20 protein-coding genes are annotated in these 22,378 nt (G+C 42.1%); 12 read left to right on the forward strand and 8 right to left on the reverse strand.

What is annotated here, in order from left to right; translation table 11 throughout:
* Positions 1-48 precede the first annotated feature (48 nt).
* Together arsB and arsH are read left to right on the forward strand one after the other, a co-directional pair.
* Positions 49-1,104 (forward strand): ACR3 family arsenite efflux transporter, encoded by a 1,056-nt coding sequence (gene arsB, locus FB6_RS07000; protein ID WP_174559323.1) that lies wholly within the window; start codon positions 49-51, stop codon positions 1,102-1,104.
* Positions 1,105-1,203: 99 nt separating this feature from the next.
* Entirely contained in the window at positions 1,204-1,908 is a 705-nt protein-coding gene (arsH, locus tag FB6_RS07005) for an arsenical resistance protein ArsH (protein WP_174559324.1), read from the forward strand.
* 1 nt (position 1,909) lies between these two features.
* Here the strand turns inward: arsH and FB6_RS07010 are convergent, their stop codons facing one another.
* Positions 1,910-2,323 carry a MerR family DNA-binding protein gene (locus FB6_RS07010; RefSeq protein ID WP_174559325.1) on the reverse strand — a complete coding sequence of 138 codons (414 nt, stop codon included), beginning with the start codon at positions 2,321-2,323 and terminating at the stop codon, positions 1,910-1,912.
* A gap of 82 nt (positions 2,324-2,405) precedes the next feature.
* Here FB6_RS07010 and FB6_RS07015 point away from each other — a divergent pair, with 82 nt between their 5' ends.
* Entirely contained in the window at positions 2,406-3,044 is a 639-nt protein-coding gene (locus FB6_RS07015) for a cation transporter (RefSeq protein WP_174559326.1), read from the forward strand.
* A gap of 389 nt (positions 3,045-3,433) precedes the next feature.
* Here the strand turns inward: FB6_RS07015 and FB6_RS07020 are convergent, their stop codons facing one another.
* Entirely contained in the window at positions 3,434-4,213 is a 780-nt protein-coding gene (locus FB6_RS07020) for a ferredoxin--NADP reductase (RefSeq protein WP_174559327.1), read from the reverse strand.
* A gap of 105 nt (positions 4,214-4,318) precedes the next feature.
* On the opposite strand from FB6_RS07020, the gene tsaA reads away from it, so the two are divergent.
* Entirely contained in the window at positions 4,319-5,041 is a 723-nt protein-coding gene (tsaA, locus tag FB6_RS07025) for a tRNA (N6-threonylcarbamoyladenosine(37)-N6)-methyltransferase TrmO (protein ID WP_174559328.1), read from the forward strand.
* On the opposite strand, the gene FB6_RS07030 is transcribed toward tsaA, so the two are convergent.
* On the reverse strand, positions 5,038-6,288 hold the full coding sequence (locus FB6_RS07030) for an MgtC/SapB family protein (protein WP_217427328.1): 1,251 nt from the start codon (positions 6,286-6,288) through the stop codon (positions 5,038-5,040). The genes tsaA and FB6_RS07030 overlap by 4 nt on opposite strands.
* 257 nt (positions 6,289-6,545) lie before the next feature.
* Between FB6_RS07030 and FB6_RS07035 the strand changes: the two genes are divergently transcribed.
* Entirely contained in the window at positions 6,546-8,303 is a 1,758-nt protein-coding gene (locus tag FB6_RS07035) for a GspE/PulE family protein (protein ID WP_174559329.1), read from the forward strand.
* A gap of 127 nt (positions 8,304-8,430) precedes the next feature.
* Here the strand turns inward: FB6_RS07035 and hemP are convergent, their stop codons facing one another.
* Entirely contained in the window at positions 8,431-8,601 is a 171-nt protein-coding gene (gene hemP / locus FB6_RS07040; protein WP_174559330.1) for a hemin uptake protein HemP, read from the reverse strand.
* A gap of 260 nt (positions 8,602-8,861) precedes the next feature.
* Here hemP and FB6_RS07045 point away from each other — a divergent pair, with 260 nt between their 5' ends.
* Positions 8,862-9,761, forward strand: a complete 900-nt coding sequence (locus tag FB6_RS07045) for a thiamine phosphate synthase (RefSeq protein WP_174559331.1) — start codon at positions 8,862-8,864, stop codon at positions 9,759-9,761.
* A gap of 68 nt (positions 9,762-9,829) precedes the next feature.
* Here the strand turns inward: FB6_RS07045 and FB6_RS07050 are convergent, their stop codons facing one another.
* Both FB6_RS07050 and mrcB read right to left on the reverse strand, forming a co-directional pair.
* Positions 9,830-10,432, reverse strand: a complete 603-nt coding sequence (locus FB6_RS07050) for a tetratricopeptide repeat protein (protein ID WP_254592208.1) — start codon at positions 10,430-10,432, stop codon at positions 9,830-9,832.
* Between the two features lie 15 nt (positions 10,433-10,447).
* Positions 10,448-12,844 carry a penicillin-binding protein 1B gene (gene mrcB / locus FB6_RS07055; RefSeq protein ID WP_174559332.1) on the reverse strand — a complete coding sequence of 799 codons (2,397 nt, stop codon included), beginning with the start codon at positions 12,842-12,844 and terminating at the stop codon, positions 10,448-10,450.
* A 408-nt stretch (positions 12,845-13,252) separates the two neighbouring features.
* Here mrcB and FB6_RS07060 point away from each other — a divergent pair, with 408 nt between their 5' ends.
* Both FB6_RS07060 and FB6_RS07065 read left to right on the forward strand, forming a co-directional pair.
* Positions 13,253-14,194 (forward strand): NAD(+) kinase, encoded by a 942-nt coding sequence (locus tag FB6_RS07060; RefSeq protein WP_174559333.1) that lies wholly within the window; start codon positions 13,253-13,255, stop codon positions 14,192-14,194.
* Positions 14,195-14,197: 3 nt separating this feature from the next.
* Positions 14,198-14,464: a YeaC family protein gene (locus FB6_RS07065; RefSeq protein WP_174559334.1), complete on the forward strand. Its 267-nt coding sequence runs from the start codon at positions 14,198-14,200 to the stop codon at positions 14,462-14,464.
* 322 nt (positions 14,465-14,786) lie between these two features.
* On the opposite strand, the gene FB6_RS07070 is transcribed toward FB6_RS07065, so the two are convergent.
* Complete coding sequence (locus FB6_RS07070) at positions 14,787-15,800, reverse strand: glycosyl transferase family protein (RefSeq protein ID WP_174559335.1); 1,014 nt, start codon at positions 15,798-15,800, stop codon at positions 14,787-14,789.
* Between the two features lie 440 nt (positions 15,801-16,240).
* Here FB6_RS07070 and FB6_RS07075 point away from each other — a divergent pair, with 440 nt between their 5' ends.
* Both FB6_RS07075 and FB6_RS07080 read left to right on the forward strand, forming a co-directional pair.
* Positions 16,241-17,587, forward strand: coding sequence for a dicarboxylate/amino acid:cation symporter (locus FB6_RS07075; RefSeq protein WP_174559336.1), 1,347 nt, complete (start codon positions 16,241-16,243; stop codon positions 17,585-17,587).
* Positions 17,588-17,738: 151 nt separating this feature from the next.
* Positions 17,739-18,881, forward strand: a complete 1,143-nt coding sequence (locus FB6_RS07080) for an acyl-CoA dehydrogenase family protein (protein WP_174559337.1) — start codon at positions 17,739-17,741, stop codon at positions 18,879-18,881.
* Positions 18,882-18,968: 87 nt separating this feature from the next.
* Here the strand turns inward: FB6_RS07080 and FB6_RS07085 are convergent, their stop codons facing one another.
* The gene (locus FB6_RS07085) at positions 18,969-19,487 is read right to left on the reverse strand and encodes a type 1 glutamine amidotransferase domain-containing protein (RefSeq protein ID WP_174559338.1); all 519 of its coding nucleotides are present in this window, start codon (positions 19,485-19,487) and stop codon (positions 18,969-18,971) included.
* A 605-nt stretch (positions 19,488-20,092) separates the two neighbouring features.
* On the opposite strand from FB6_RS07085, the gene pheA reads away from it, so the two are divergent.
* Both pheA and hisC read left to right on the forward strand, forming a co-directional pair.
* A complete protein-coding gene (gene pheA, locus FB6_RS07090; RefSeq protein ID WP_174559339.1) occupies positions 20,093-21,202 on the forward strand; it encodes a prephenate dehydratase in 1,110 nt (369 codons plus the stop codon).
* A gap of 68 nt (positions 21,203-21,270) precedes the next feature.
* Positions 21,271-22,377 carry a histidinol-phosphate transaminase gene (hisC, locus tag FB6_RS07095; protein WP_174559340.1) on the forward strand — a complete coding sequence of 369 codons (1,107 nt, stop codon included), beginning with the start codon at positions 21,271-21,273 and terminating at the stop codon, positions 22,375-22,377.
* Position 22,378: the final 1 nt, after the last annotated feature.

The raw sequence follows: 22,378 nt of genomic DNA on the forward strand, positions 1-22,378 counted from the left end.
GGGAGATGGATTTTTATCTGATGGTAAATTTAAAAAGTAGAGTTGCAGATGTCGACCGCTAAACTATCTTTCCTGGACCGGAACCTGACCTTATGGATTTTTATCGCTATGGCTTTGGGTATTGGTATTGGCATTTATATGCCGCAGGTCTCGGACAGCTTAAATCAAATGAGTATGGGCACGGTGAATTTACCCATTGCGATCGGTTTGATTTTGATGATGTATCCACCTTTGGCCAAAGTAGATTATCAGACATTGCCACAAGTTTTTCAGGATAAATCGACCTTGGTGCTCTCTTTGGTACAAAATTGGCTGATTGCACCATGTCTAATGTTTGGACTGGCCATCATCTTCCTGCACAATTATCCGGAATACATGACCGGCCTGATTTTAATTGGTTTGGCACGCTGTATTGCCATGGTGCTGGTCTGGAATAATCTGGCCTGTGGCGATAACCAATATGTTGCGGCATTGGTGGCGTTTAACAGTATTTTTCAGATTTTATTCTTTAGTACCTATGCCTGGCTGTTTTTAAGTTACTTGCCGCCATATTTTGGCGTTGCTGGGCAAGTCATTGAGGTCAGTTTCTGGACCATTAGCCAGGCAGTTTTAATTTATTTGGGTATTCCGTTTTTACTGGGTTTTTTAAGCCGTACTGTTTTGGTCAAAGTAAAAGGTCTGGACTGGTATCAACAGCAGTTCCTTCCCAAGATCAGTCCGCTCAGCCTGTTGGCGCTGCTATTTACGATTGTGGCAATGTTTAGCCTGAAAGGTGCACAGGTGGTGAGTTTGCCAATGGATGTGTTGCGGATTGCTATTCCATTGAGCATCTATTTTGTCTTGATGTTTCTGATCAGTTTCTTCCTGAGTAAATGGATGGGCAATGACTATCCACGTACTACGGCCATTTCCTTTACCGCAGCGGGGAATAATTTTGAGCTGGCGCTGGCAGTGGCAATTGCCACCTTTGGACTGGCTTCACCGGTAGCTTTTATCACTATTATTGGGCCTTTGGTTGAAGTGCCGGTGCTGATTGCCTTGGTCGGTGTTTCACTATGGCTGCGTAAAAAGTTTTATTGTCATGAAACCACTATGGCTGATTAGTCGGCCATTTACGAATTAAATTATTTTTTTAAATCTCTCCCCCAGCGCTCTCAAAGAGAGAAGCATGGAGAATATTCATCGCATAAAGGTGAGCAGACAATGTCATTACCAAATATTGATTTAGATCTATTGCCGACACCTGAATTTGAGCAGGTTCAAGCCAAGGTGCTGACTCATCCGCCACGAATTTTATTGCTCTATGGTTCAAATCGTGAACGTTCTTATAGCCGGTTGGCCGTACTGGAAGCCGGCCGGATTCTGGAACATTTTGGCGCGCAAGTAAAAATCTTTCATCCCAAAGGACTGCCATTACCCGAAGATGCGGAAACTTCACATCCGAAAGTGCAGGAATTACATCAATTGCTGGCTTGGGCAGAAGGCATGGTGTGGTGTTCACCGGAACGGCATGGTTCAATGAGTTCTATTTTTAAAGCACAAATTGACTGGATTCCATTGGCGGCAGGTGCTATTCGTGCCACGCAGGGTAAAACCCTGGCTTTGATGCAGGTTAGTGGAGGTTCACAATCGTTTAATGCCGTGAATCAAATGCGTATTTTGGGACGCTGGATGCGCATGATCACCATACCCAATCAATCTTCCATTGCGAAGGCCTTTCTGGAATTTGATGAAGATGGCCGGATGAAAGCATCCAGTTATTACGACCGCATTGTCGATGTGATGGAAGAATTGTACAAGTTCACCTTGTTGACACGTGGACAGTCAGCCTATCTGACCGATCGCTATTCTGAACGTAAGGAATCCGCAGCAGAGCTGTCTAAGCGGGTGAATCAAAAATCAATCTGATTTATTCAGCCGCTTCGAGTTGCTTTAAAATCTGGCAATCACCAATTGTGGTCTGGCTGGAGCAGGACTGTCTGAGTTGTTGCAGTTGCAGCTGGAACTTTTGCAATTCGGCAATTTTTTGTTCCAGCTGCATTAAATGCTCATCAATCAGTTCATTGACCCTCTGGCAGCCCTGATGTGGCTGCTGTTCCAGCTGAATCAGGGTTTCAATGTCCTTTAGGGACATATCCAGTGCACGGCAACGTTTGATAAACACCAGTCGTTTCAGGGTTTCATCATCATAATAACGATAATTGTTGTCTGCACGAAAACTGGGTTGAATTAGCTGCTTTTTTTCATAAAAACGGATGGTGTCTGTACTCAGCTGGGTTTTATGGGCGATGTCTTTAATTAAATAATTTTTTACTATTTTCATGCCTTGACCTTGGAGTTAGTCCATAGTTTTGAATAAAAAATAATACAATTATTTTTATGAATGAAGCTAGAGGGCGTTGTCAATGGTATGTACTTGTAGTCATGAACCTGCACCTCAAAAACCGAATGGACATTTCCGCAAGGTCTTGTGGATTGCCCTGATCATTAACCTCACGTTGTTTGTGGTGGAGCTGATTGGGGGCGCTTATGCACATTCTTCGGCACTTTGGGCGGATGCTCTGGACTTCTTTGGCGATGTTGTGAACTATGGCATTTCGCTTGCTGTGATGGGGGTCAGTCTGTATTGGCGTGCCACGGTTGCCTTGATGAAAGGTATTGTCATGGCAACATTTGGCTTTGTCGTGATTGGTAAAACCATTTACGCTTATATGAAAGGGATTCCACCCGAAGCAATTACCATGGGAGCGATTGGGGTACTGGCATTACTTGCCAATCTGGTCTCTGCGGCATTGTTATATGCTTATCGGCATGGGGATGCCAATATGCGTTCAGTCTGGATTTGTAGCCGAAATGATGCTATCGGCAATGCTGCTGTTATTCTTGCGGCCGTGGGGGTTTTTGGTACAGGCAGTTTATATCCCGATTTAATTGTCGCTGTGGTGATTTCACTTCTGGCTTTAATCGGTGGTTATCAGGTGATTCAACGGGCATTGCAAGAACGCAGAGAAAGTAAGCCTGTTGTACATATCCATAAACAATAGACCTTTTATTATAAACAAAAATTATTAATATTAGATTTTTTGAATCAGTACGGCCATCATTTGATGGATTGCATTATGATGCTGTTGTATAGCTAATATCTGTAATTTTGGAAGGTTGAAATGAGTGCCTAAAAATATATTTTGAGTTCATAAGAAAAACCTTTAGTTTTTTCATACAGTACATCCTGAGCCAGTTTTAAGCACTGTATTAAAATGCAGCGCAAGGGATGGGAAAGTTCTAGTATTCATGCCACACTTATGAATCCAATACGGACAAAAATCTATTTATAATTTTGTGGCTACAAAAAACTTGTTTTCATTTAAAAATAGAATAATAAAAAACCGAGGCCTAAACCTCGGTTTCTGATATTGATATTTAAACCAAAATCTTATTTTTCAACGAATGCACGTTCAATTACGTAGTCACCTAGAACACCCATTTTAGGTGATTCTTTCAGACCATGCTGGTCAAGAAGTGCAGCAACGTCATCAAGGAATGCAGGGCTGCCGCAAAGCATTGCACGGTCAGTTTCTGGGTTGAAACGTGGCAGGCCGATTTTCTCGAACAATTGACCAGTTTCAATCGCAGTTGTTACACGGCCTTGAGTATGGAAATCTTCACGCGTTACAGTTGGGTAATACACTAATTTTTCTTTAGCGCCCAACTCACCGAAGAACTCGTGATTTGGAATTTCATTCAAAATTAAATCTTGATAAGCCAATTCTGAAATAAAACGTGTACCGTGAACGACGATGATTTTTTCAAAGCGTTCGTAAGTTTCAGGGTCACGAATGACAGACAGGAACGGAGCAAGACCAGTACCTGAAGAAAGAAGGTACAAGTTTTTACCCGGGTTTAAGTCATCAAGAACCAATGTACCTGTAGGCTTTTTAGAAACCAGGATTTCATCGCCAACTTTTACTTTTTGCAAGATAGAAGTTAAAGGACCATCTGGAACTTTAATAGAGAAAAACTCTAACTCTTCTTCATAGTTAGCGCTGGCAATCGAATAAGCGCGCATTAAAGGCTTACCATTCACTTCAAGACCAATCATCACAAATTGACCATTTTTAAAACGCAGTGCAGTATCGCGAGTGGTTTTAAAACTGAATAATGTGTCATTCCAGTGGTGTACGTGAGTAATCTTTTCGACGTTGAAAGCAGCCATTAAAGGTCTCAATAAATTATCAAATTAGAACAGCTTACTATTCTAATCTAAAAACATTCTCGATAAACTGAATATATTTAATTGAACTTATCAGAAAAAGTGATTATGAACGAACTGAATATGCCAATAATCGGGTATATGAAATCTCCCTATAAAGAAAAATTTGGTATTCCACGACAGCCCAATCTGGTGCAAGTGGAATCCTATATCGAGATGGTGGAACCTTATAATGATTTGCTGGCATTTGAGGGAATCAATGAATTCAGTCATTTGTGGTTGATCTGGCAATTTCATGACAATAAGCATCAACAGGAAAATCCAAAATTTCGCCCGCAAGTCCGTCCACCGCGTTTGGGGGGGAACAAGAAAATAGGCGTATTTGCGACACGCAGCATGTATCGTCCAAGCCAGATGGGTTTGTCGGTCGTGCAACTAAAAGAGGTAAAAAAAGTCGGTAAATCGGTGCGGGTCTATGTCACAGGCAGTGATTTATTAGACGGCACACCTGTTTTAGACATTAAACCTTATATTCAATATTCAGATGCCGTGATAGATGCACAAAGTGGTTATGCACAGGATGAGCCAGAACGCAAAGCGGTAATCTGGTCAGATCATGCGGAAGTGCAAAAGCAGGATTTACTTAAACAGCAAAAGTTAGATCACCGAATTGTGCATGAACTGGAACAAGTGTTATCGCTAGATCCAAGACCTGCCTATCAGGATGATGCAAAGCGGATTTATACAATGAATTTCGCTCATTTTGATGTCAGTTTTAGAGTAGGACTTGATGCCATTACGATACTAGCAATTGTTGAACTTTCAGTTTAGTGCTGTACCAACCACCAAAGCACACCAATTAAAGCCAGCATATGTAAAATCTGTATGGGAGCAAAATAAAGGGCAAAATTTAATCCGCCTGTGAGTGCTGCATTAATTGATTTGGAAACTGCATGTGCAGCTAGACCAATAATAATGGCATAGAGTAAGGACGTATTGGCTGGTTCACCTTGAACCACCACCGCAGTCATCGCTGCATGAATTTCAAACAGCGAAGCCAAAAAAGTACCTGCAATTAAACCGGCATCACCCAGTAAAAGCCCCAGACCATACACACCGGCCTGAATAGCGGTTAAAGTCCCCGCAATAATTGCAGCTTCTTTCAGGCTAAACATCCGACTGTCGCTAGATTCTATTTTTTCAACCGGCTGAGCATGTCGTAAAAGCCATAATCCACACAGGATTAAAATACCGATCGCTAGCAGTGAAGGCAGAATTAAAACCTTGAACCAAGCCAAAGACAGTCCGGCAACAATAATCAGTAACAGTACCAGAGTGGAAATACAGGACATCAGGGCTGCACCAGCATTGGACTCTGCATTTGCTTCGCCGTTACGAACCTGTATACCTAAATGCGCGATGGTGGCTGTACTGGACACAAATCCGGATGCAACAGATGAAAGAATCAGCGCTCTTTTAGTTGAAAGTAAACGTTTGGCAATATGTGCCAAGGCCTGTACAACCAGAATCAGGGTTAGGAGTTTTAAAATAATATGTGGATTCAGCACGGCACCCCATAAAGGTGTATTTGGCGTCAGTGGCAAACCAATTAAAATCAGGGCCAGTAAAAACAAACCATCTTTAAATTCTGATTCAGTAATCCATTTTCCTGCAAAACCGTGCATGGAATGTTTCATCATTAAAATGACGGTCAGCACCACTGATAAACTTGCCGCCAAGGTAATATTCCAAATACATAGCCCACCAATGAAATAGGTCATGACGAAAGCCAGTTCGGTGGTAACGCCAGGGTCTTGAAACTGGTTCTTCAGTGAAAAAATGCTAATTCCCCCGACAATAATCGCTCCCATCAGGCCAAAGAGATTGCCAAAGGTGAAACATAATGCCCCTAGCAAAGCACAGATGACAAATGAACGAACACCGGCAAAACTATGTTGATTCTCACGTTGTTTGCTGCGTTCACGTTCTAGACCAATCAGTAAACCACAGCCCAATGCTGCTGCCATAATCATTAGCAAGGCTTGAAAGGATGTGCTTTGAAGTGACAGATTCAGCATATTATTCACAGAGATAATCCAGTTATTGGGCTATATAAACTCAGCTGCTTAATTAAGCAGCATCTCTAGCATTATTGGCTATAAATGTCCGAAAGTAAAAGAGTAATGGGGATGAAAACACGCTATAGTTTGCTTTTGAATAAGCAATTCCAGCAACTAATTTTAAGAGTGAATTGGGCTGATTTTTTTGTAAAACGGACTAAGGCGGGTTGTGATTTAGTTTGCTATAGTGTGCTTATGTTTTGGGGCTTAGAACAATGAATTTTAATTTTGAAATGGATACTTCGTGGTGTTTAGAACAACTACAAAAAGATGGACGTATTACCGAGCGCAATAAGCTACTGATACAAACCACACATCGTCAGCGTGAGCAACTGAAATGGCATCCTTTACAATGGATTGCCCACTTTAATCTGGTCGATCAGGCGCATCCGCAAAGTACCTTGACTTTAAACCGGCTATGTCAGTGGATTGCGGATAAAGCTAAGCTTCCTTTTTATATTATTGATCCGCTAAAAGCAGATGTGCAGGCACTGACCAGTATCATGTCGCAAGAATTTGCCTTGCGGAATAAAATTTTGGCCGTTGAAATTCAGGCAGATAAGGTCCTGATAGCAACCGATCAACCGTTCAAAACTGAATGGGTCGCCAATCTGGAACACACCATTGCACCGAAAAAAATTCAGCGCGTGTTACTCAGTCCGGATCAGTTACAGCGCTATCTGGTGGAATATTATCAGGTCAGCCGTGCAGTTAACTCCTCACAAAAATCCACTGCCTACGACCGTGACAACAAAGGGGTGGAAGCACTATTGCAACTGGGTGATACCCAAAATCCGGATGCCAATGATCAACACATTGTCAAATTGGTGGATTGGGTGTTGCAGTTTGCCTTTGAGCAGGGTGCCAGTGATATTCACCTGGAACCGCGTAAAGATACCGGCAAGGTTCGTTTCCGTATTGATGGGGTGTTACATACTATTTATAAAATGCCGGCCAATACCCTAACTGCGGTGATTTCACGGATTAAGATTCTAGGCCGTATGAATGTGGCTGAAAAGCGCAAACCTCAGGATGGACGACTAAAAACCCGAACTCCGAAAGGACAGGAAACAGAACTACGTTTATCGACCTTGCCGACCGCTTTTGGCGAGAAAATGGTGATGCGTATTTTTGACCCGGAAGTTTTGGTCAGAAGTTTTCAGCAACTGGGTTTTGAAGGTAGTTTGCTAAATGACTGGCAGGCGCTGACTTCACATAGTCATGGCATTATTTTAGTGACTGGTCCAACCGGTTCGGGTAAAACCACCACGCTGTATTCTTCGCTGAAACAGCTGGCAACTGAAGAAGTGAATGTCTGTACCATTGAAGACCCGATCGAGATGCTGGAACCGAGTTTTAACCAGATGCAGGTCAATCAGGGTATTGAGTTAGGTTTTGCTGATGGCGTGCGTGCGCTGATGCGTCAAGACCCGGACATTATTATGGTCGGTGAGATTCGTGATCAGGATACTGCTAATATGGCGATTCAGGCGGCATTAACTGGTCACTTGGTGTTATCTACCTTGCATACCAATGATGCCCCGTCGAGCTTGACCCGTTTACATGACCTAGGCATACAGCCATTTTTAACTGCAGCGACCATTTTAGGCGTGCTGGCGCAGCGACTGGTGCGAAAACTTTGCCCACACTGTAAACAAGAAACTTTTATTAACGAGCAAGAGTGGAAGCATTTGACCTTTGAGTATTCGCTTGAAATGCCAAACTTTGTGTTTCAGGCGGTCGGTTGTGAAGAATGTCGCCATACCGGTTATAAAGGACGTGTTGGCATTTATGAATTTATGCCTTTAAGTTTGAATACCAAACAGTTGATTGGGGCCAATGCCGATTTAAATCAATTACGTGCACAAGCCAAGAAAGAAGGGGTTGAACCGTTGCGTATTGCAGGTGCACGCAAGGTTTTGGAGGGTATAACGACTCTGGAAGAAGTGCTCAGAGTAGTACCTTTAAATTGATCATGCTTCAGATATAAAGCAGGATTCCAATCAATAGTCATGTTAAGTAATTTTATAATTTAAAAGCAGTATGGTTTGAGTCCATACTGCTGATTTCCACGATTATTATTATGGGATTGTTATTTTTTTATTTGGTTAAAATGAGTCGATTGTTACGTGTTAAACGTAAACGGTATTCTTCACCAGCATGCATGATTCGAATTTCTCTGCCTAGGGAAAACAGGTTGTTTGAGTGCAACATAGGTAGTGAGTGAGCTGCTTCATGGTTACGTGTAAATAGGCTAAATGGTGCGTTCATTCCGTCGACTCCGTGGTATATAGTGAACGTTTTAAATGATAATCATTATCGAATAGGCCTGTCAATAAATTATTTAAGATTTTATAAAAAACTTCAATTTGCTTACACTTTATAGGGTCTGTTGAGACTTCGTCATGAAATTTAAAAATGGAACCACCATTCTTTACATTTCATTCCTTGTCTGCTTAATTTTAGCCTACAACGCAAGCCATTTATGAAATGTCAACAGACCCTAATATTTTCACGTGAAGGAGTACGAAATGTCTAAACCCACGATTCATGTTGCAATTGCCATTTTGATGCATCAGAACAAAGTGCTGGTTGGCTGGCGTGAAGCAAAACAGCATCAGGGCAATAAGCATGAATTTCCGGGAGGAAAAGTTGAAGCAGGCGAAACACCTTTGGCTGCATGCCGCCGTGAAATATATGAAGAGGTGGGTATTGGGCTACATGACTGGCATGCTTTTGATCTGATCTGCCATGAATATGAAGATGTTATTGTTCAGCTACATGTCTTCCATGCCATGGTGTCTACGGCTTTATTAAATGAGATTCAGCAGCCATGGACGTGGTGTAGCCGGGATGAACTGTTGAATTTGAATTTTCCTAAAGCCAATCAAAGCATGCTGCAGCGTTTGTACTGGCCGCATCAAATCAAAATTTCAGCGCAGCTGAGTGACTTGCAACAATTAAAACCAGATCAATTAATATATTGGCGTGTTGAGGGAACTCAGCAACAGATTGTTGAACTGGCGGAGCTCAGTGTAGAACAGTTGTCGCAGTTGATTGTGAATATTGACATTTATCAGCAACTCGGTTCAATCCAGCAGCAGGCCATTGCTGCAATTCATTTAAAACAGTCTCAGTTGATGGCTTTGAAACCGGATGATTTGCAATTAGGCAAACGTTACATTGCAGCCTGCCATGATCTGGCTTCGATGCAACAGGCGCAGCAGTTGGGCTGTGATGCCATTCTGTTAAGTCCGGTGCTGCCGACAGCCACGCATCCAGATGTGGAAGCATTGGGCTGGGAACAGTTTAAAAACTGGGTTACACAAGTAGATATGCCCGTATTTGCCTTAGGGGGAATGCAAGAAGGTGATTTGGCCATTGCCCAAGAGCAGGGCGCTTATGGCATTGCCGGAATGCGTTTTTTATAAAATCAGTCAGATGTATTGAACTATAACCTATGAAAGCTCAATACAGCTGTGAATGTCTAGGTTTAAAATTATAAGCCTTGCAATGCCTTTTGTGCTTGCTGAACGGTTTTGGTGTTCTTTTGCAGTTGCCCGGCTTTTAAAATCACTGACCAGAGCTGCCTTTTCATAGCATTGCTTTGCGCATAACTGAGTCCACGTTGTGCCAAAGCTTCGGCATTAGCAGGTTTATTTTTTTGATTGGCAATTAAGCCCAAATACAAAAAAGTTTCAGCAGACTGTGGGGCTAGGCGCTGTGCCTGAAGCGCTGATGCCTCGGCTTTATTCCACTGTCCCTGAAGCGCTGATGCCTCGGCTTTATTCCACTGTCCCTGTTTATAGGCCAGCTGGGTTTGTTGCATTAATTTCTGAAAAGCGGGCAGCTGGCGACCATCTTCAAACTGTTGCTTGGTTTTTTGGTCCGGAACAACCACCTGCATTTTTTTACGTTGAATTTCTTCACGTTCGTACGGGGTAATAATCACACCGTCAGGAGTTTTGATTTCCTTCTTTTCCGCAGGGGCCGGTTTGGGCGCAGTTTTAGTTTCAGGTGCTGGCAGGCTTTGACAGCCTACCAAACCCATCATGCCCAGACCAATCAGCCACTTTTTATCGATTTTGAATACAAACTTCATTCTGAGTTTTCACCACTAATTATCAAAGCTGCCGCTTGAAATAACCTTATTGTTATTTGAAGTATCACCTGGAGTCTCAGTGTCACTTTCACGGATATAGTTTTCAATACTATCGTTTTGATCTGCTGGTGCCTGATTGTTTTCAGTATCAGGATTGTAAGTGGGCTCAACTTGATAATGTGGCATGCCACAACCAGTAGCCTGACGTGGCATATTGCTGCGTAGCAAAGGAATATACATTGCGCCTTCACAGCCTTGTGCTGATAAATATCCCGTTGAACGGTCAATCCATTGCCATTGCACGTTTTCGGTTTGACGCAAGTTGACCGGTTTTTGACGTAATTGCTTCATCACGTTAATCCACACCGGCAGTGCACCAGAAGAACCAGTTAAACCAGTGACTTTGTTATTGTCTAAACCTAACCAGACCACACTTAAATAATTGCCGGAATAACCTGCAAACCATGAGTCACGGGTATCATTGGTGGTGCCTGATTTACCAGCCAGTTTTAAATCGGCAGGGAAACTACTATACGCTGAACGGCCAGTACCTGAACTCATCACTTGCTGCAAACCATAATTCAAAATATAGGCCGCAGAAGCATCGATGGTTTGTTGAGGGGTCAGACCATAACGATCGAGCAGGCGTCCATTGGAATCGACCACCGAGCGAATGGATTTGATTGGATATTTGAAACCGCCAGTCGCAAAATTGCCGTAAATACTCATCACTTCCATAGGTGACATATCAATCGCACCCAGGAAGATTGATGGATAGCTTGGAATTTCTGAGGTCACACCAAATTTTTTCAGGTGATTACTAAAGGTTGAAATACCAAATTCCTGGCCTAAACGTACTGCGGAAAGGTTATAGGAGTTGGCCAAGGCTTCTGCCATAGGCACTACACCATGTTCACCGCCGCTATAGTTTTTCGGCGTCCAGGTTTTACCCTCACTTTGAATATGCATCGAGCTATCTTCAATTGGGCTTGCCCAGTTATAGCGTCCAGACTCAATAGCACTTAAATAAATTACCGGTTTAAGTAGTGAACCAACCTGACGTTTTGCATCCAGGGCACGGTTAAAACCAGTGAAGTCCTGAGTAGAACCGACAGCAGCAACCAGCTCACCATTTTCCGGATGCGAAATTAGAACCGCACCTTGTAAGTCTTTTAAGTTTCTTGGATTGGCATTGGCCAAACGTGAAACTGAGGCTTTAAAGGCTTCTTGTACTTGAGTCTGTGCAATAGGATCGAGCGTGGTAAAGATTTTTAAGCCTTGATTGGTTAAATCGCTTTCCTGATATTCAGTACGCAATTGTCGACGGACAATATCCATAAAATCTGGGAAGCGGGCAGGGCCTAAAGTCGGTTTGGCAATGACGTTTAATGGACGCGCAACTTCCTGTTCATATTGCTGTTGATTTAAATATCCCATCACCAGCATATTATTCAACACAATATCGCGACGTTTTTTTGCACCTTCAGGATTCTTCCACGGATTAAATAGTGATGGTCCTTGAACCAGACCGACTAAATAGGCCTGTTGGGCAATATTGAGTTCACGTAAGGGTAAACCAAAATAAAACTGGGAAGCCAGACCATAACCGTTAATGGAGTAACTGCCATTTTGACCCAGATTCACTTCGTTCAGATAAGCTTCCAGAATTTCATCTTTGTCATAATGCAGCTCAATCAGCATCGCCATCAAGGCTTCATTGACTTTACGCTTTAAGGTTTTTTCAGGGCTTAAATAGAAGTTTTTCACCAATTGCTGTGTCAGGGTTGAACCACCTTGACGCTTACCACCGGTGATATTACTGACCAATGCACGTGCCGTGCCGCGAACAGAGATGCCGTGGTGGTGGTAGAAATTACGGTCTTCTGTCGAGATCAATGCTTCAATCAGTGGTTTAGGTACACTATTGAGTTTAATCAGTACACGGTCTTCATTGTGCTGCGGATAAATACCGCCAATCAATAAAGGTTCTAAACGGGCAATACCGGTAGATGATGGTTTGGTTGCACTGACTTCAGTAATCTGGTTATTCGCGAAAGAGACTTTTAAAACCTGCTCGGGTTCAACACTGTCACCAAAGTCAAAACCACGGGTATGGACATATAAAGCATCACCGGAAGTGACATAACTGCCTGATTGGGTATAGCCATCAGCACTTTTATAGCCGAGAAGTTTGAGCTCTTGAGTGAAGTCTGCCTGGTTTACCGGCGCATTATTATAGATCTCTAGAGGACGAGCAAAAACTTTTGCAGGAATATCCCAGCGTTGTCCCTCAAATTTATTGCGTACAATATTATCCATCCGGATTAAATAGATACTAAAAACGACGAAAACACCAATGACTAATATTGAAAAAATAAAGGCCAATAAACCGATACCGCGTTCAGACTTCATCAATTATTGTAAGATCCAAATAAATTGTGCTAATCATGCGAAGCTTTTCAGATTTTTGCAATAATTAATCTGTGACTGACGATAAAATATCAGGAAAAACTGGTCAAATTAATGGCTAATTAGTTCTTGATTTTATGCAAGATGTTGTTTTGATAACGAGGTAGGCATTTTAAAAGAATGCATTGTTTTTAAAGCAGATCTACATGACTTAAAGATTGTCTGGAAAATGTGGAAGAATGCTCTTTTAAACTTGCTGATTTTTATCATAAAACATCAAGCTTTGTTTTTTTAATAAAAGCAAATTTAGCCTAAGCATCAGAGTCCAATAAAATCTTTGTCAAGTTTGCTGTGCTTGATCTTTAGCAATAGCCATGGTTAAAGTTTTTTTAAATTAATGGGGTTAATGCTATGATATGCATGAATCGTAGCGGAGCGATGACTCAGGTGCAAATTTCACATAAGACTTTTCGAAACATTGGACTAATAGGACGTCCAGATAAATCCTCCGTAGTGGAAACTTTAAGTCTCATTCATGACCATCTTTTAAGCCTAGGCCTGCATCCTGTTTTTGATTCAGAAACTGCAGCTTTGGTGCCTTATAGCAATACTCAAACGGTGAGTCGCAGTTTGCTGGGTGAAGTGGTTGATTTGGTGATTGTGGTGGGGGGGGACGGTTCCTTACTTCATGCCGCGCGTGCCTTAGTGAGACACAACACGCCGGTGATTGGTGTGAACCGTGGTCGTTTGGGCTTTTTAACCGATATCAAACCGACAGAAGTCATCTTTAAACTGGATCAGGTGCTCAAAGGTGAATTTCAGCTGGATCGCCGTTTCTTGCTGGAAATGGAAATACGTTCCAAAGGTGAAACCATTTATGATGCCATCGCCCTGAATGATGTGGTGCTGCATTCAGGCAAGTCGGTGCATATGATTGACTTCGAGCTGAATATTGATGGTCAATATGTCTATCGTCAGCATAGTGATGGTTTGATTGTGTCTACACCTACCGGTTCTACGGCTTATGCGCTATCTGGTGGCGGACCGATTATCCATCCCGGGATGGATGCGATTTCTTTAGTCCCAATGCATCCACATACGCTGTCTTCGCGTCCAATTGTGGTTGGTGGACATAGTGAAATTAAGATCATGATTCGTGAAAACCGTGTATTGCCCATGGTCAGTGCCGATGGTCAAAACAGTGTTTCACTTAGCGTTGGGGATAGTTTACATATTCGTAAGCATCCATTTAAATTAAATTTACTTCATCCACCAGGTTATGATTTCTTTATGGCATGTCGTACCAAACTTGGTTGGAATCAAGATTTTGACTCTTTACAACAGCAGGATTAAATGATGAATATTGAACAAATGTTGGCTGTACTCGATCCTGAAATTGTTTCGCGTTTAAAAACAGCCGTTGAAATTGGCAAATGGCCGAATGGTGTTGAACTGACTCAAGAGCAACGTCAAATTTGCATGCAGGCAGTGATTGCCTGGGAAGTGAAAAACTTACCTGAAACTGAACGTAGCGGTTATATTGACCGTGGTACCAAAGAAGAAGATGAACATTGCGATTCGCATGTTGAAGAACCAGAGTTTAAACCGATTCGTTTTGTTTAAATATTGGTTTTGTAGAAAAAAAGACACTCAGGTGTCTTTTTTTTATTGGAAGTTGGTTTCAATCAAAGTGCATCACGGCCACATTCAGTATCAAGCCTTCAAAAGGCATTGTGTAGGCATATTTTTACTTTTGATAGGGCAAAAGTAAACAAAACCCTTTGTTGTGCTGATGATACATCCTTGTATCACAGCCCAACGATCGGCGTCCTGCCGATCTCATGTGATTAAATGTTATTTTAAATTTGAAAATAAGAAGATTAGATTCAATATTATTCTTGTCTAAACATATATAGGTCAAATAAATTGAATAAGTTCAAAATAGTCACTTAGAAACATTAACTGAGAAACGATTTGCCCAAAGCTCTCTGGCTTTTAACATCGCTGCTTCATAAGAATCACAGGCCCCCATAGTGTAAAGCGCAATGCCCATGGTTTCAGGAACCGCAATTTCCCCGTATTCATGATGCTGTTTGCCTTCCCACACCGCTTTAAATACAGCTAAATCCAGTTCTTCTTCCACAGGACTACGGTTTTCAGTCAGTTTTGGCAATTCATGCTCGTACAATTCGCCATTTTTAATGCCACAAATTAAGGTTTTGGCATCTGGATTACGTTCAAACTCGCCACCTTCACCTTTAATCACTGCGCTATTTTGATAACCCAGTTTAAAGGCTGCTTGCTGGTGTGAACCACGATAGGCCGGATGGAAAATCGCCTGCATGGTGGCTTTGGCATTGAATGGATTAATCAGGCGGGCCAAAGTATGAATTGGGGAGCGCAGGCCCATGACATTTCTTAGCGCAATCAGCTCGCTTAAAATAGGGGAGATGACATCTAAAGGAATATAGGCAAAATTGCGCTCGTGTAGTTGTTGTTCTACATCGGTGTCATTCTGGCAAATTGGGTAACCCAGATATTCTAAGACCTGTTCGGTGTACAGACGGTTAATGGTATGTCCAGATGCACCATGCATCACTACCTTGTAACCTGCTTGTGCCAAAGTCAGTGCGGCCAATAAAAACCATGGATAATGTTTACGCTTGCCTGCATATGAGGACCAGTCCAAATCGACATCTAATGCTTTGAAATTGAGCTGATCGCGGGTTGCCTGGACAAAACCTGCCAGTTCATCGACTGACTCTTCTTTTACACGTAAGAGCATCAGGAATGCTCCCAGCTGGACATCCAGAACTTCATCTTTCAAGATCATGGTAAAAGCTTGATAAGCTTCATCAAAACTCAGGGAGCGCGCACCATTTTTTCCTTTACCCACAATTCGGACATATTGTGCAAAAGGATGTTCAAAGTCTTTATAGATATTTCTTTTGGTTTGCATATTCGATCAGTTCACCTGTGTAGGACGTAAAAATGGCTGCAATCCTATTTTATAAACATAGATGAAATATTGCAGCATAATTTAATAAAAGTATTTTTTCATGCTTCGACTAAGGTCTAATCCATAGTGGTTATATATTAAACAAATTTAACAATACGGTCCGCATAGCCTTAAAAAAATTAGGTAAAATTTAAACTGTAGGTAAAATTATTTAGTTTTTCTTATTCATCCTCCTGATCTCGGCACTTTGGATTTCTCTGGAAGTTTGAACAGTGCATGATGATCATTTTATAAAACATTTTGTTTTGTACTCGGGTATTGAGTGAACTCAATACTTTTTATTTCCTTTGTCGTTGTACAAAAGGGTTAAGGGCTGTGTATTCGTAAGAATAGGCAAAAATTGAATATTTCTATTTTGAAATATATAAAGAAGTAATCTTATGGCTAAAAAACCAATCTATAAGTCGCTTTATTTCCAAGTGATTGTTGCCATCATTTTAGGTGTGATTGTCGGGCATTTTTCCCCAAGTTCATCTGTAATTGTGGACGGCGTTAAGCAAAGCGTGCCAGGCTTGGGTGAGCAATTAAAACCATTAGGTGATGCGTTTATCAAGCTCATCAAAATGATTATTGCACCAGTGATTTTCTGTACTGTCGTGAGTGGTATTGCGGGTATGGAAAGCATGAAATCTGTGGGTAAAACAGGTGGTATTGCACTGCTTTATTTTGAGGTGGTCTCTACACTGGCACTAATTATCGGTTTACTTGTGATTAATATTGCAAAACCGGGTGTTGGGATGAATATTGATCCTGCATCTTTAGATACTTCAGGAATTTCTAAATATGTAGAATCAGGTGCTTCGCAATCGACCATGGATTTCTTGATGAATATCATCCCGAATACTGTGGTGGGTGCATTTGCTGAAGGTGAAATTCTGCAGGTTTTACTGTTTGCAATGCTATTTGGTTTTGCGCTGCATAAACTGGGCGATGCTGGTAAGCCTGTACTTAAATTTGTCGATCAAATCTCTCATGTTTTCTTCAATATTGTAAACATGATTATGAAGTTGGCACCAATCGGGGCATTTGGTGCGATGGCATTTACCATTGGTAAATATGGTATTGGTTCATTGGCTCAGTTAGCTCAGCTGATCATCTGTTTCTATATTACGTGTTTACTGTTCATCTTCATTGTCTTGGGTAGTATCGCGCGCTTCTGCGGTTTCAGTATCTTGAAAATGATTCGTATGATTCGCGAAGAGTTATTGATTGTACTGGGTACATCTTCATCTGAATCCGTACTTCCACGTATGTTGAAGAAGCTTGAGATTGCTGGTTGTGAAAAATCAGTGGTCGGTCTGGTGATTCCAACCGGTTATTCATTTAACCTGGATGGTACCTCTATCTACCTGACCATGGCTGCGATCTTCATTGCTCAAGCAACCAATACACCGCTTGACCTTACGCATGAAATTACGCTTTTGGCGGTGTTATTGATCTCTTCTAAAGGTGCGGCGGGTGTAACCGGTTCTGGCTTCATTGTTATGGCTGCAACATTATCAGCAGTGGGACATATTCCAGTTGCTGGTTTGGCCTTGATTTTGGGTATTGACCGTTTCATGTCTGAAGCACGTGCCTTGACCAATCTGGTTGGTAACTCGTTGGCGACTATTGTGGTTGCGAAATGGGTGGGTCAATTAGACACAGCTCGGTTAAATGAAGCATTAAATAACCCGGAAATGGTTGACCAAAAAATGCAGGAAGAAGCGAATCAAGCACACGCTTAATCGTTTCTGATTTTAAAAAGGAAGCTTCGGCTTCCTTTTTTATTGACCTTAAAGTCATAAAATATAAAGCCAGTAGTGCATGACAAATGTGCATAAAATAAATAGGATGGAGAGAAGGAAAAAATACAACAACTCAAACCAAGGATGCTATATGTTGGCCTATGATGCTGATTTAGAACTATTTCGTGACAACTTCAAACGCTTTATGAATGAACATGTTGCACCGCATTATGAGCAATGGGAGCAGCAAGGCATTATGCCGCGTTCTGTATGGAATCTGCTGGGTGAAAATGGTTTCTTGTGTGTTGATGTGCCGGAAGAATATGGCGGTTATGGGGTACCTACCCATTATTCACTGATGCTGGTGGAAGAATCTGCACGTGCCGGATTTAGTGCGCTGTCGACCGGAATTTCATGCCATTCTGAAATTGCAGCGCCGTATATCCTGCATATTGGTACAGAAGAACAAAAACAATACTGGTTGCCAAAAATGGTGACGGGTGAAGTGGTGGGTGCAATTGGCATGACCGAACCGGGTGCGGGTTCAGACTTGCAAGCCATGCGAACCAGTGCCATTTTGCAAGATGACCACTACCTGTTAAATGGTTCAAAAACCTTTATTTCCAATGGTCAGCATGCAGACCTGGTGGTATTGGCAGCAAAAACTGATCCTCAGGCGCGTGCCAAAGGCGTGTCTTTATTGCTGCTGGATACGCATCTGGAAGGCTTTAAGAAGGGCACCAACCTCAACAAGATTGGTCTGCATTCACAAGACACTTCTGAATTGTTCTTTGACAATATTAAAGTGCCGAAGGATCAATTGCTGGGCCAGCCGGGTCAGGGTTTTGCTTACTTAATGCAGGAATTGCCACGTGAACGTACCGCCATTGCCTCTACAGCCATTGGAGCAATCCGTGGTTCATTGGATGTGACCATTGCTTATGTTAAAGAACGTCAAGCCTTTGGTCAGCCAATTAGCCAATTCCAGAATACCCGTTTTGTTTTGGCGCAGGCAAAAATTGACGAACAGGCGACCGCGGCATTTTATAACCAGAATGTTGAGCTATATATGCAAGGCAAACTGGATGTGGAAACAGCCGCAGCTTTAAAAAGCTTTGCAACCGATATGCAGATGAAAATCGCCGATAACTTATTACAACTGTTTGGTGGCTATGGTTATATGACGGAATATCCAATTTCACGATTCTTTGTAGATGCACGTATTCAGCGTATTTATGGCGGAACCAATGAAATTATGAAAGAAATTGTGGCGCGTAGTCTATTAGGGCGTTAATTCCTGAATAAGAGGCTCGATAAAAAGAATCACATAGAATTGCACCCTGAAAGCTGGACACCAGGTCTGACTTTGAAGGGTGCTTTTTTATTGATCCAGCACCATGAGGCTTTCTTCTATAAAAGCAGGTAAATCATCCGGTGAGCGCGATGAGATATACAGATTATTATCATTGACCACACCGACATCATAATAGACCGCACCGGCATTAATCAGGTCTTTTGCGACGGTTTTAATGGTGGTCATTAAACGGCCTTTTACGACTTTGGCAGTAATCAGGAGCTGCGGACCATGACAGATGCTTAAAATGGGTTTTTGTGCATTGGCAAATTTACGCACAAAATCTACGAAACGCTCATCGCCACGGAGCCGGTCGGGAGAATACCCTCCAGGAATGAGCAAAGCATCAAAATCATGCACTGTGACATCATCTATACTTTGGTCAATAGTGACGGCCGATTTTCGCTTATGACCATAGACAATGTTACCGGCTTTGTTTTCAATATTTAAAATACTATGCCGTGCAGCACGAAAGGCTTGCACCGGTTCCAGATATTCCACATCTTCAAAATCATGTGTCACTAAAACCGCGATTCTTTTTGACATTTTTATTCTCCGAATTGCTTTGTTTAGAAGACTATAGAGCAAACATTAAACTTTTGTGATGGAGTTTGGTAAATAACTCTTGCATATGTGAAACTCCCGTAAATAAAGCTCTGCAGCTATTTTTAACTGGTTGTAAGCATTAAAAAATTAAACTAAAGACTTTTGTTTCTGCATGTGTCAAAGTCCAGTACACGGAATTTTTCCGATGACTGATTTTGTAAAGGCCTTCAAAATACCTATGGATTTAGTGACTCTGTATACAGTTGGGCAGTTTTGACAGTATTTTAAGAGGAATAAATCTGCTTTTCATTAAGCGTTTTTAACGATGAGCTTATTGATAAATACCGATAAGTTTATTTCAGGAAATGACATAAAATTGGCAGCCAGATTGCTGAGTGATAAATGTACAGCTGTGGTGCCTTTTTAACGAATTGGCAAAAGCTGATCCATTTTCAATACTCCGGGCAAAAGCTTGAGCAATAAAATTGCTGATTAAATCAACTGTATGTTTTTAAGACTGAATCAATCAAAGTCTTATTGCGTAACATTTGAAAGCTAACTATTGTTATACTGTTTGCATAACGTTTTTGAAGGGCAACATAACAATGATCAACGACGATCAAAACACATCGACTTCTCTTGATCTGGCTCAAATCCGTCAGGATATTGATTCTGTAGACCAACAGATTCAACAGCTTATTAATAAAAGAGCAAAACTGGCTGAAGCGGTCGCAAAAGCAAAATTTGCTGCTGAAGAGAATCCATTGTTTTACCGTCCTGAGCGTGAAGCACAAGTTTTACGTAATGTTATGGAACGTAATGAAGGCCCGTTGTCGGATGTGACTATGGCGCGTTTATTCCGCGAAATCATGTCGGCATGTCTGGCTCTAGAAGCGCCACAAAGTATTGCGTTCTTGGGGCCTGTCGGTACTTATACCCATTCAGCCGTACTGAAACATTTTGGTCAGGATGCCCTTGTCCGTCCACTTCCAACCATTGATGAAGTGTTCCGTGAAGTCGAAGCAGGTAGTGCGCATTATGGTTTGGTGCCGGTAGAAAATTCATCTGAAGGCGTGGTCAATCATACGCTGGACTGCTTTAAATCTTCACACTTAAACGTAATTGGTGAAGTTGAACTGCGTATCCATCACCAGTTTTTAGTGTCATCGAATACCCGTAAAGACAGCATTAAACAGATTTATGCCCATCAGCAGACTTTGGCACAATGTCGTGGCTGGTTAGATGCACATTATCCAGGCGTTGAACGTGTTGCCTTAAGTTCAAATGCCGAAGCGGCACGCCGTATTCGTAATGAATGGCATTCCGCTGCAATAGCTTCAGAAGTGGCTGCCAATATTTATGACCTGGAAATCTTGCACAGCAATATTGAAGATAATCCGGAAAATACCACACGTTTCTTGGTAATTGGCCGTGAAAAAGTGCCGCCAAGTGGTAATGACAAAACTTCATTATTAATTTCTGCACATGACCGTGCCGGTGCTTTGCTTGAAATTTTGGCACCGTTTGCCAAACACAACATTAGTCTAACCAGTATTGAAACTCGTCCTGCATTGCCGGAAAAATGGGCCTATGTGTTCTTCATTGACCTGGAAGGCCATGTCGATCAGGACAATGTCAAAGCAGCGATTGAAGAAATTCGTCCTTTGGTGAAAGAAGTTCGAGTATTGGGTTCATATCCGATTGCAGTTTTATAAATCACTCTGGTGATCGGTTTAATTTTAAACCGATCCCTTTTATCACTTGAAATAGCTGGAAGAGTAACATGTCGTTTGTCCCTGCCAATGAAGGCATCTCAAAGTTAAAGCCTTATCAACCAGGTAAACCTATTAGTGAACTTGAGCGTGAGTTAGGGATTACTGATATTGTCAAATTAGCCTCGAACGAAAACCCGTTGGGCTGTTCTGACAAAGTCAAACAGGCTGTGGCAGCTGAACTGGCTGAAATTGGCCGCTATCCAGATGGTGGTGGTTTTATCTTAAAAGACCAGATTCAAGCACAATTTGCGGTGACTGCTGACCGGATTACTTTGGGGAATGGTTCAAACGACTTGCTTGAAATGTTTGCGCGTGCATTTGTTTCTTCAAGCGACTCTGTGGTGTATAGCCAGCATGCCTTTGCTGTGTATGCCTTGGTGACTCAAGCGATTAATGCTGAAGCGATTGAAGTGCCTGCTAAAGGTTTTGCGCATGACCTGAATGCCATGGCTGCTGCAATAAAAGACAATACCAAACTGGTCTTTATTGCCAATCCAAACAACCCAACCGGAACCTGGTTTGAAGAAGCTGAATTTGAAGCCTTCATGCAAAAAGTTCCGGCCAATGTCATCGTTGTTCTGGATGAAGCCTATGTGGAATATTTCCCGGAAAATTTCAACAGCCTGAAATTCCTAGAGCAATATCCTAATATCATCGTCAGCCGTACCTTGTCTAAATGCTATGGCCTAGCTGCACTTCGTGTTGGTTTTGCTTTAGCATCGGCAGAAGTGACGGATTATTTAAACCGTATTCGTCAACCGTTTAATGTCAATCATCTGGCGATGGTCGCAGCTGTCGCGGCACTGAAAGATGAAGACTTTATTGAACAATCGCGTATTGTAAATAAAGCCGGCATGAAGCAACTGGAACAGGGCTTTGATGCGCTGGGCTTAAATTATGTGCCTTCACGTGCCAACTTTATTTTGGTCGATGTACAGGCCGATCCGGCAGCCACTTTTAATGCCTTACTCAAACAAGGTGTAATTGTGCGTCCGGTGGGGATTGCAAACCATCTTCGCGTATCCATTGGTACTGAAGCGGAAAATGCGAAGTTCCTGACAGCCCTGGCGAAAGTACTTGATTTAACAGCCAATGCTGTAGAGGAAAATGTTTAAG

Origin of the sequence: Acinetobacter bouvetii (assembly GCF_902753875.1) — a bacterium.
Taxonomy (GTDB): Bacteria; Pseudomonadota; Gammaproteobacteria; order Pseudomonadales; family Moraxellaceae; genus Acinetobacter; species Acinetobacter bouvetii_A.

Excerpts from the sequence above, each read along its gene's own strand:
- hisC (WP_174559340.1), top strand. The coding sequence starts at position 21,271 with ATGTCGTTTGTCCCTGCCAATGAAGGCATCTCAAAGTTAAAGCCTTAT.
- pheA (WP_174559339.1), top strand. The coding sequence starts at position 20,093 with ATGATCAACGACGATCAAAACACATCGACTTCTCTTGATCTGGCTCAA.
- FB6_RS07050 (WP_254592208.1), bottom strand. The coding sequence starts at position 10,432 with ATGAAGTTTGTATTCAAAATCGATAAAAAGTGGCTGATTGGTCTGGGC.
- arsB (WP_174559323.1), top strand. The coding sequence starts at position 49 with ATGTCGACCGCTAAACTATCTTTCCTGGACCGGAACCTGACCTTATGG.
- FB6_RS07065 (WP_174559334.1), top strand. The coding sequence starts at position 14,198 with ATGAATATTGAACAAATGTTGGCTGTACTCGATCCTGAAATTGTTTCG.
- FB6_RS07020 (WP_174559327.1), bottom strand. The coding sequence starts at position 4,213 with ATGGCTGCTTTCAACGTCGAAAAGATTACTCACGTACACCACTGGAAT.
- hemP (WP_174559330.1), bottom strand. The coding sequence starts at position 8,601 with ATGAACGCACCATTTAGCCTATTTACACGTAACCATGAAGCAGCTCAC.
- FB6_RS07015 (WP_174559326.1), top strand. The coding sequence starts at position 2,406 with ATGGTATGTACTTGTAGTCATGAACCTGCACCTCAAAAACCGAATGGA.
- FB6_RS07070 (WP_174559335.1), bottom strand. The coding sequence starts at position 15,800 with ATGCAAACCAAAAGAAATATCTATAAAGACTTTGAACATCCTTTTGCA.
- FB6_RS07075 (WP_174559336.1), top strand. The coding sequence starts at position 16,241 with ATGGCTAAAAAACCAATCTATAAGTCGCTTTATTTCCAAGTGATTGTT.
- FB6_RS07060 (WP_174559333.1), top strand. The coding sequence starts at position 13,253 with ATGATATGCATGAATCGTAGCGGAGCGATGACTCAGGTGCAAATTTCA.
- arsH (WP_174559324.1), top strand. The coding sequence starts at position 1,204 with ATGTCATTACCAAATATTGATTTAGATCTATTGCCGACACCTGAATTT.
- FB6_RS07045 (WP_174559331.1), top strand. The coding sequence starts at position 8,862 with ATGTCTAAACCCACGATTCATGTTGCAATTGCCATTTTGATGCATCAG.
- FB6_RS07035 (WP_174559329.1), top strand. The coding sequence starts at position 6,546 with ATGAATTTTAATTTTGAAATGGATACTTCGTGGTGTTTAGAACAACTA.
- FB6_RS07085 (WP_174559338.1), bottom strand. The coding sequence starts at position 19,487 with ATGTCAAAAAGAATCGCGGTTTTAGTGACACATGATTTTGAAGATGTG.
- FB6_RS07080 (WP_174559337.1), top strand. The coding sequence starts at position 17,739 with ATGTTGGCCTATGATGCTGATTTAGAACTATTTCGTGACAACTTCAAA.
- FB6_RS07010 (WP_174559325.1), bottom strand. The coding sequence starts at position 2,323 with ATGAAAATAGTAAAAAATTATTTAATTAAAGACATCGCCCATAAAACC.
- mrcB (WP_174559332.1), bottom strand. The coding sequence starts at position 12,844 with ATGAAGTCTGAACGCGGTATCGGTTTATTGGCCTTTATTTTTTCAATA.
- tsaA (WP_174559328.1), top strand. The coding sequence starts at position 4,319 with ATGAACGAACTGAATATGCCAATAATCGGGTATATGAAATCTCCCTAT.
- FB6_RS07030 (WP_217427328.1), bottom strand. The coding sequence starts at position 6,288 with ATGCTGAATCTGTCACTTCAAAGCACATCCTTTCAAGCCTTGCTAATG.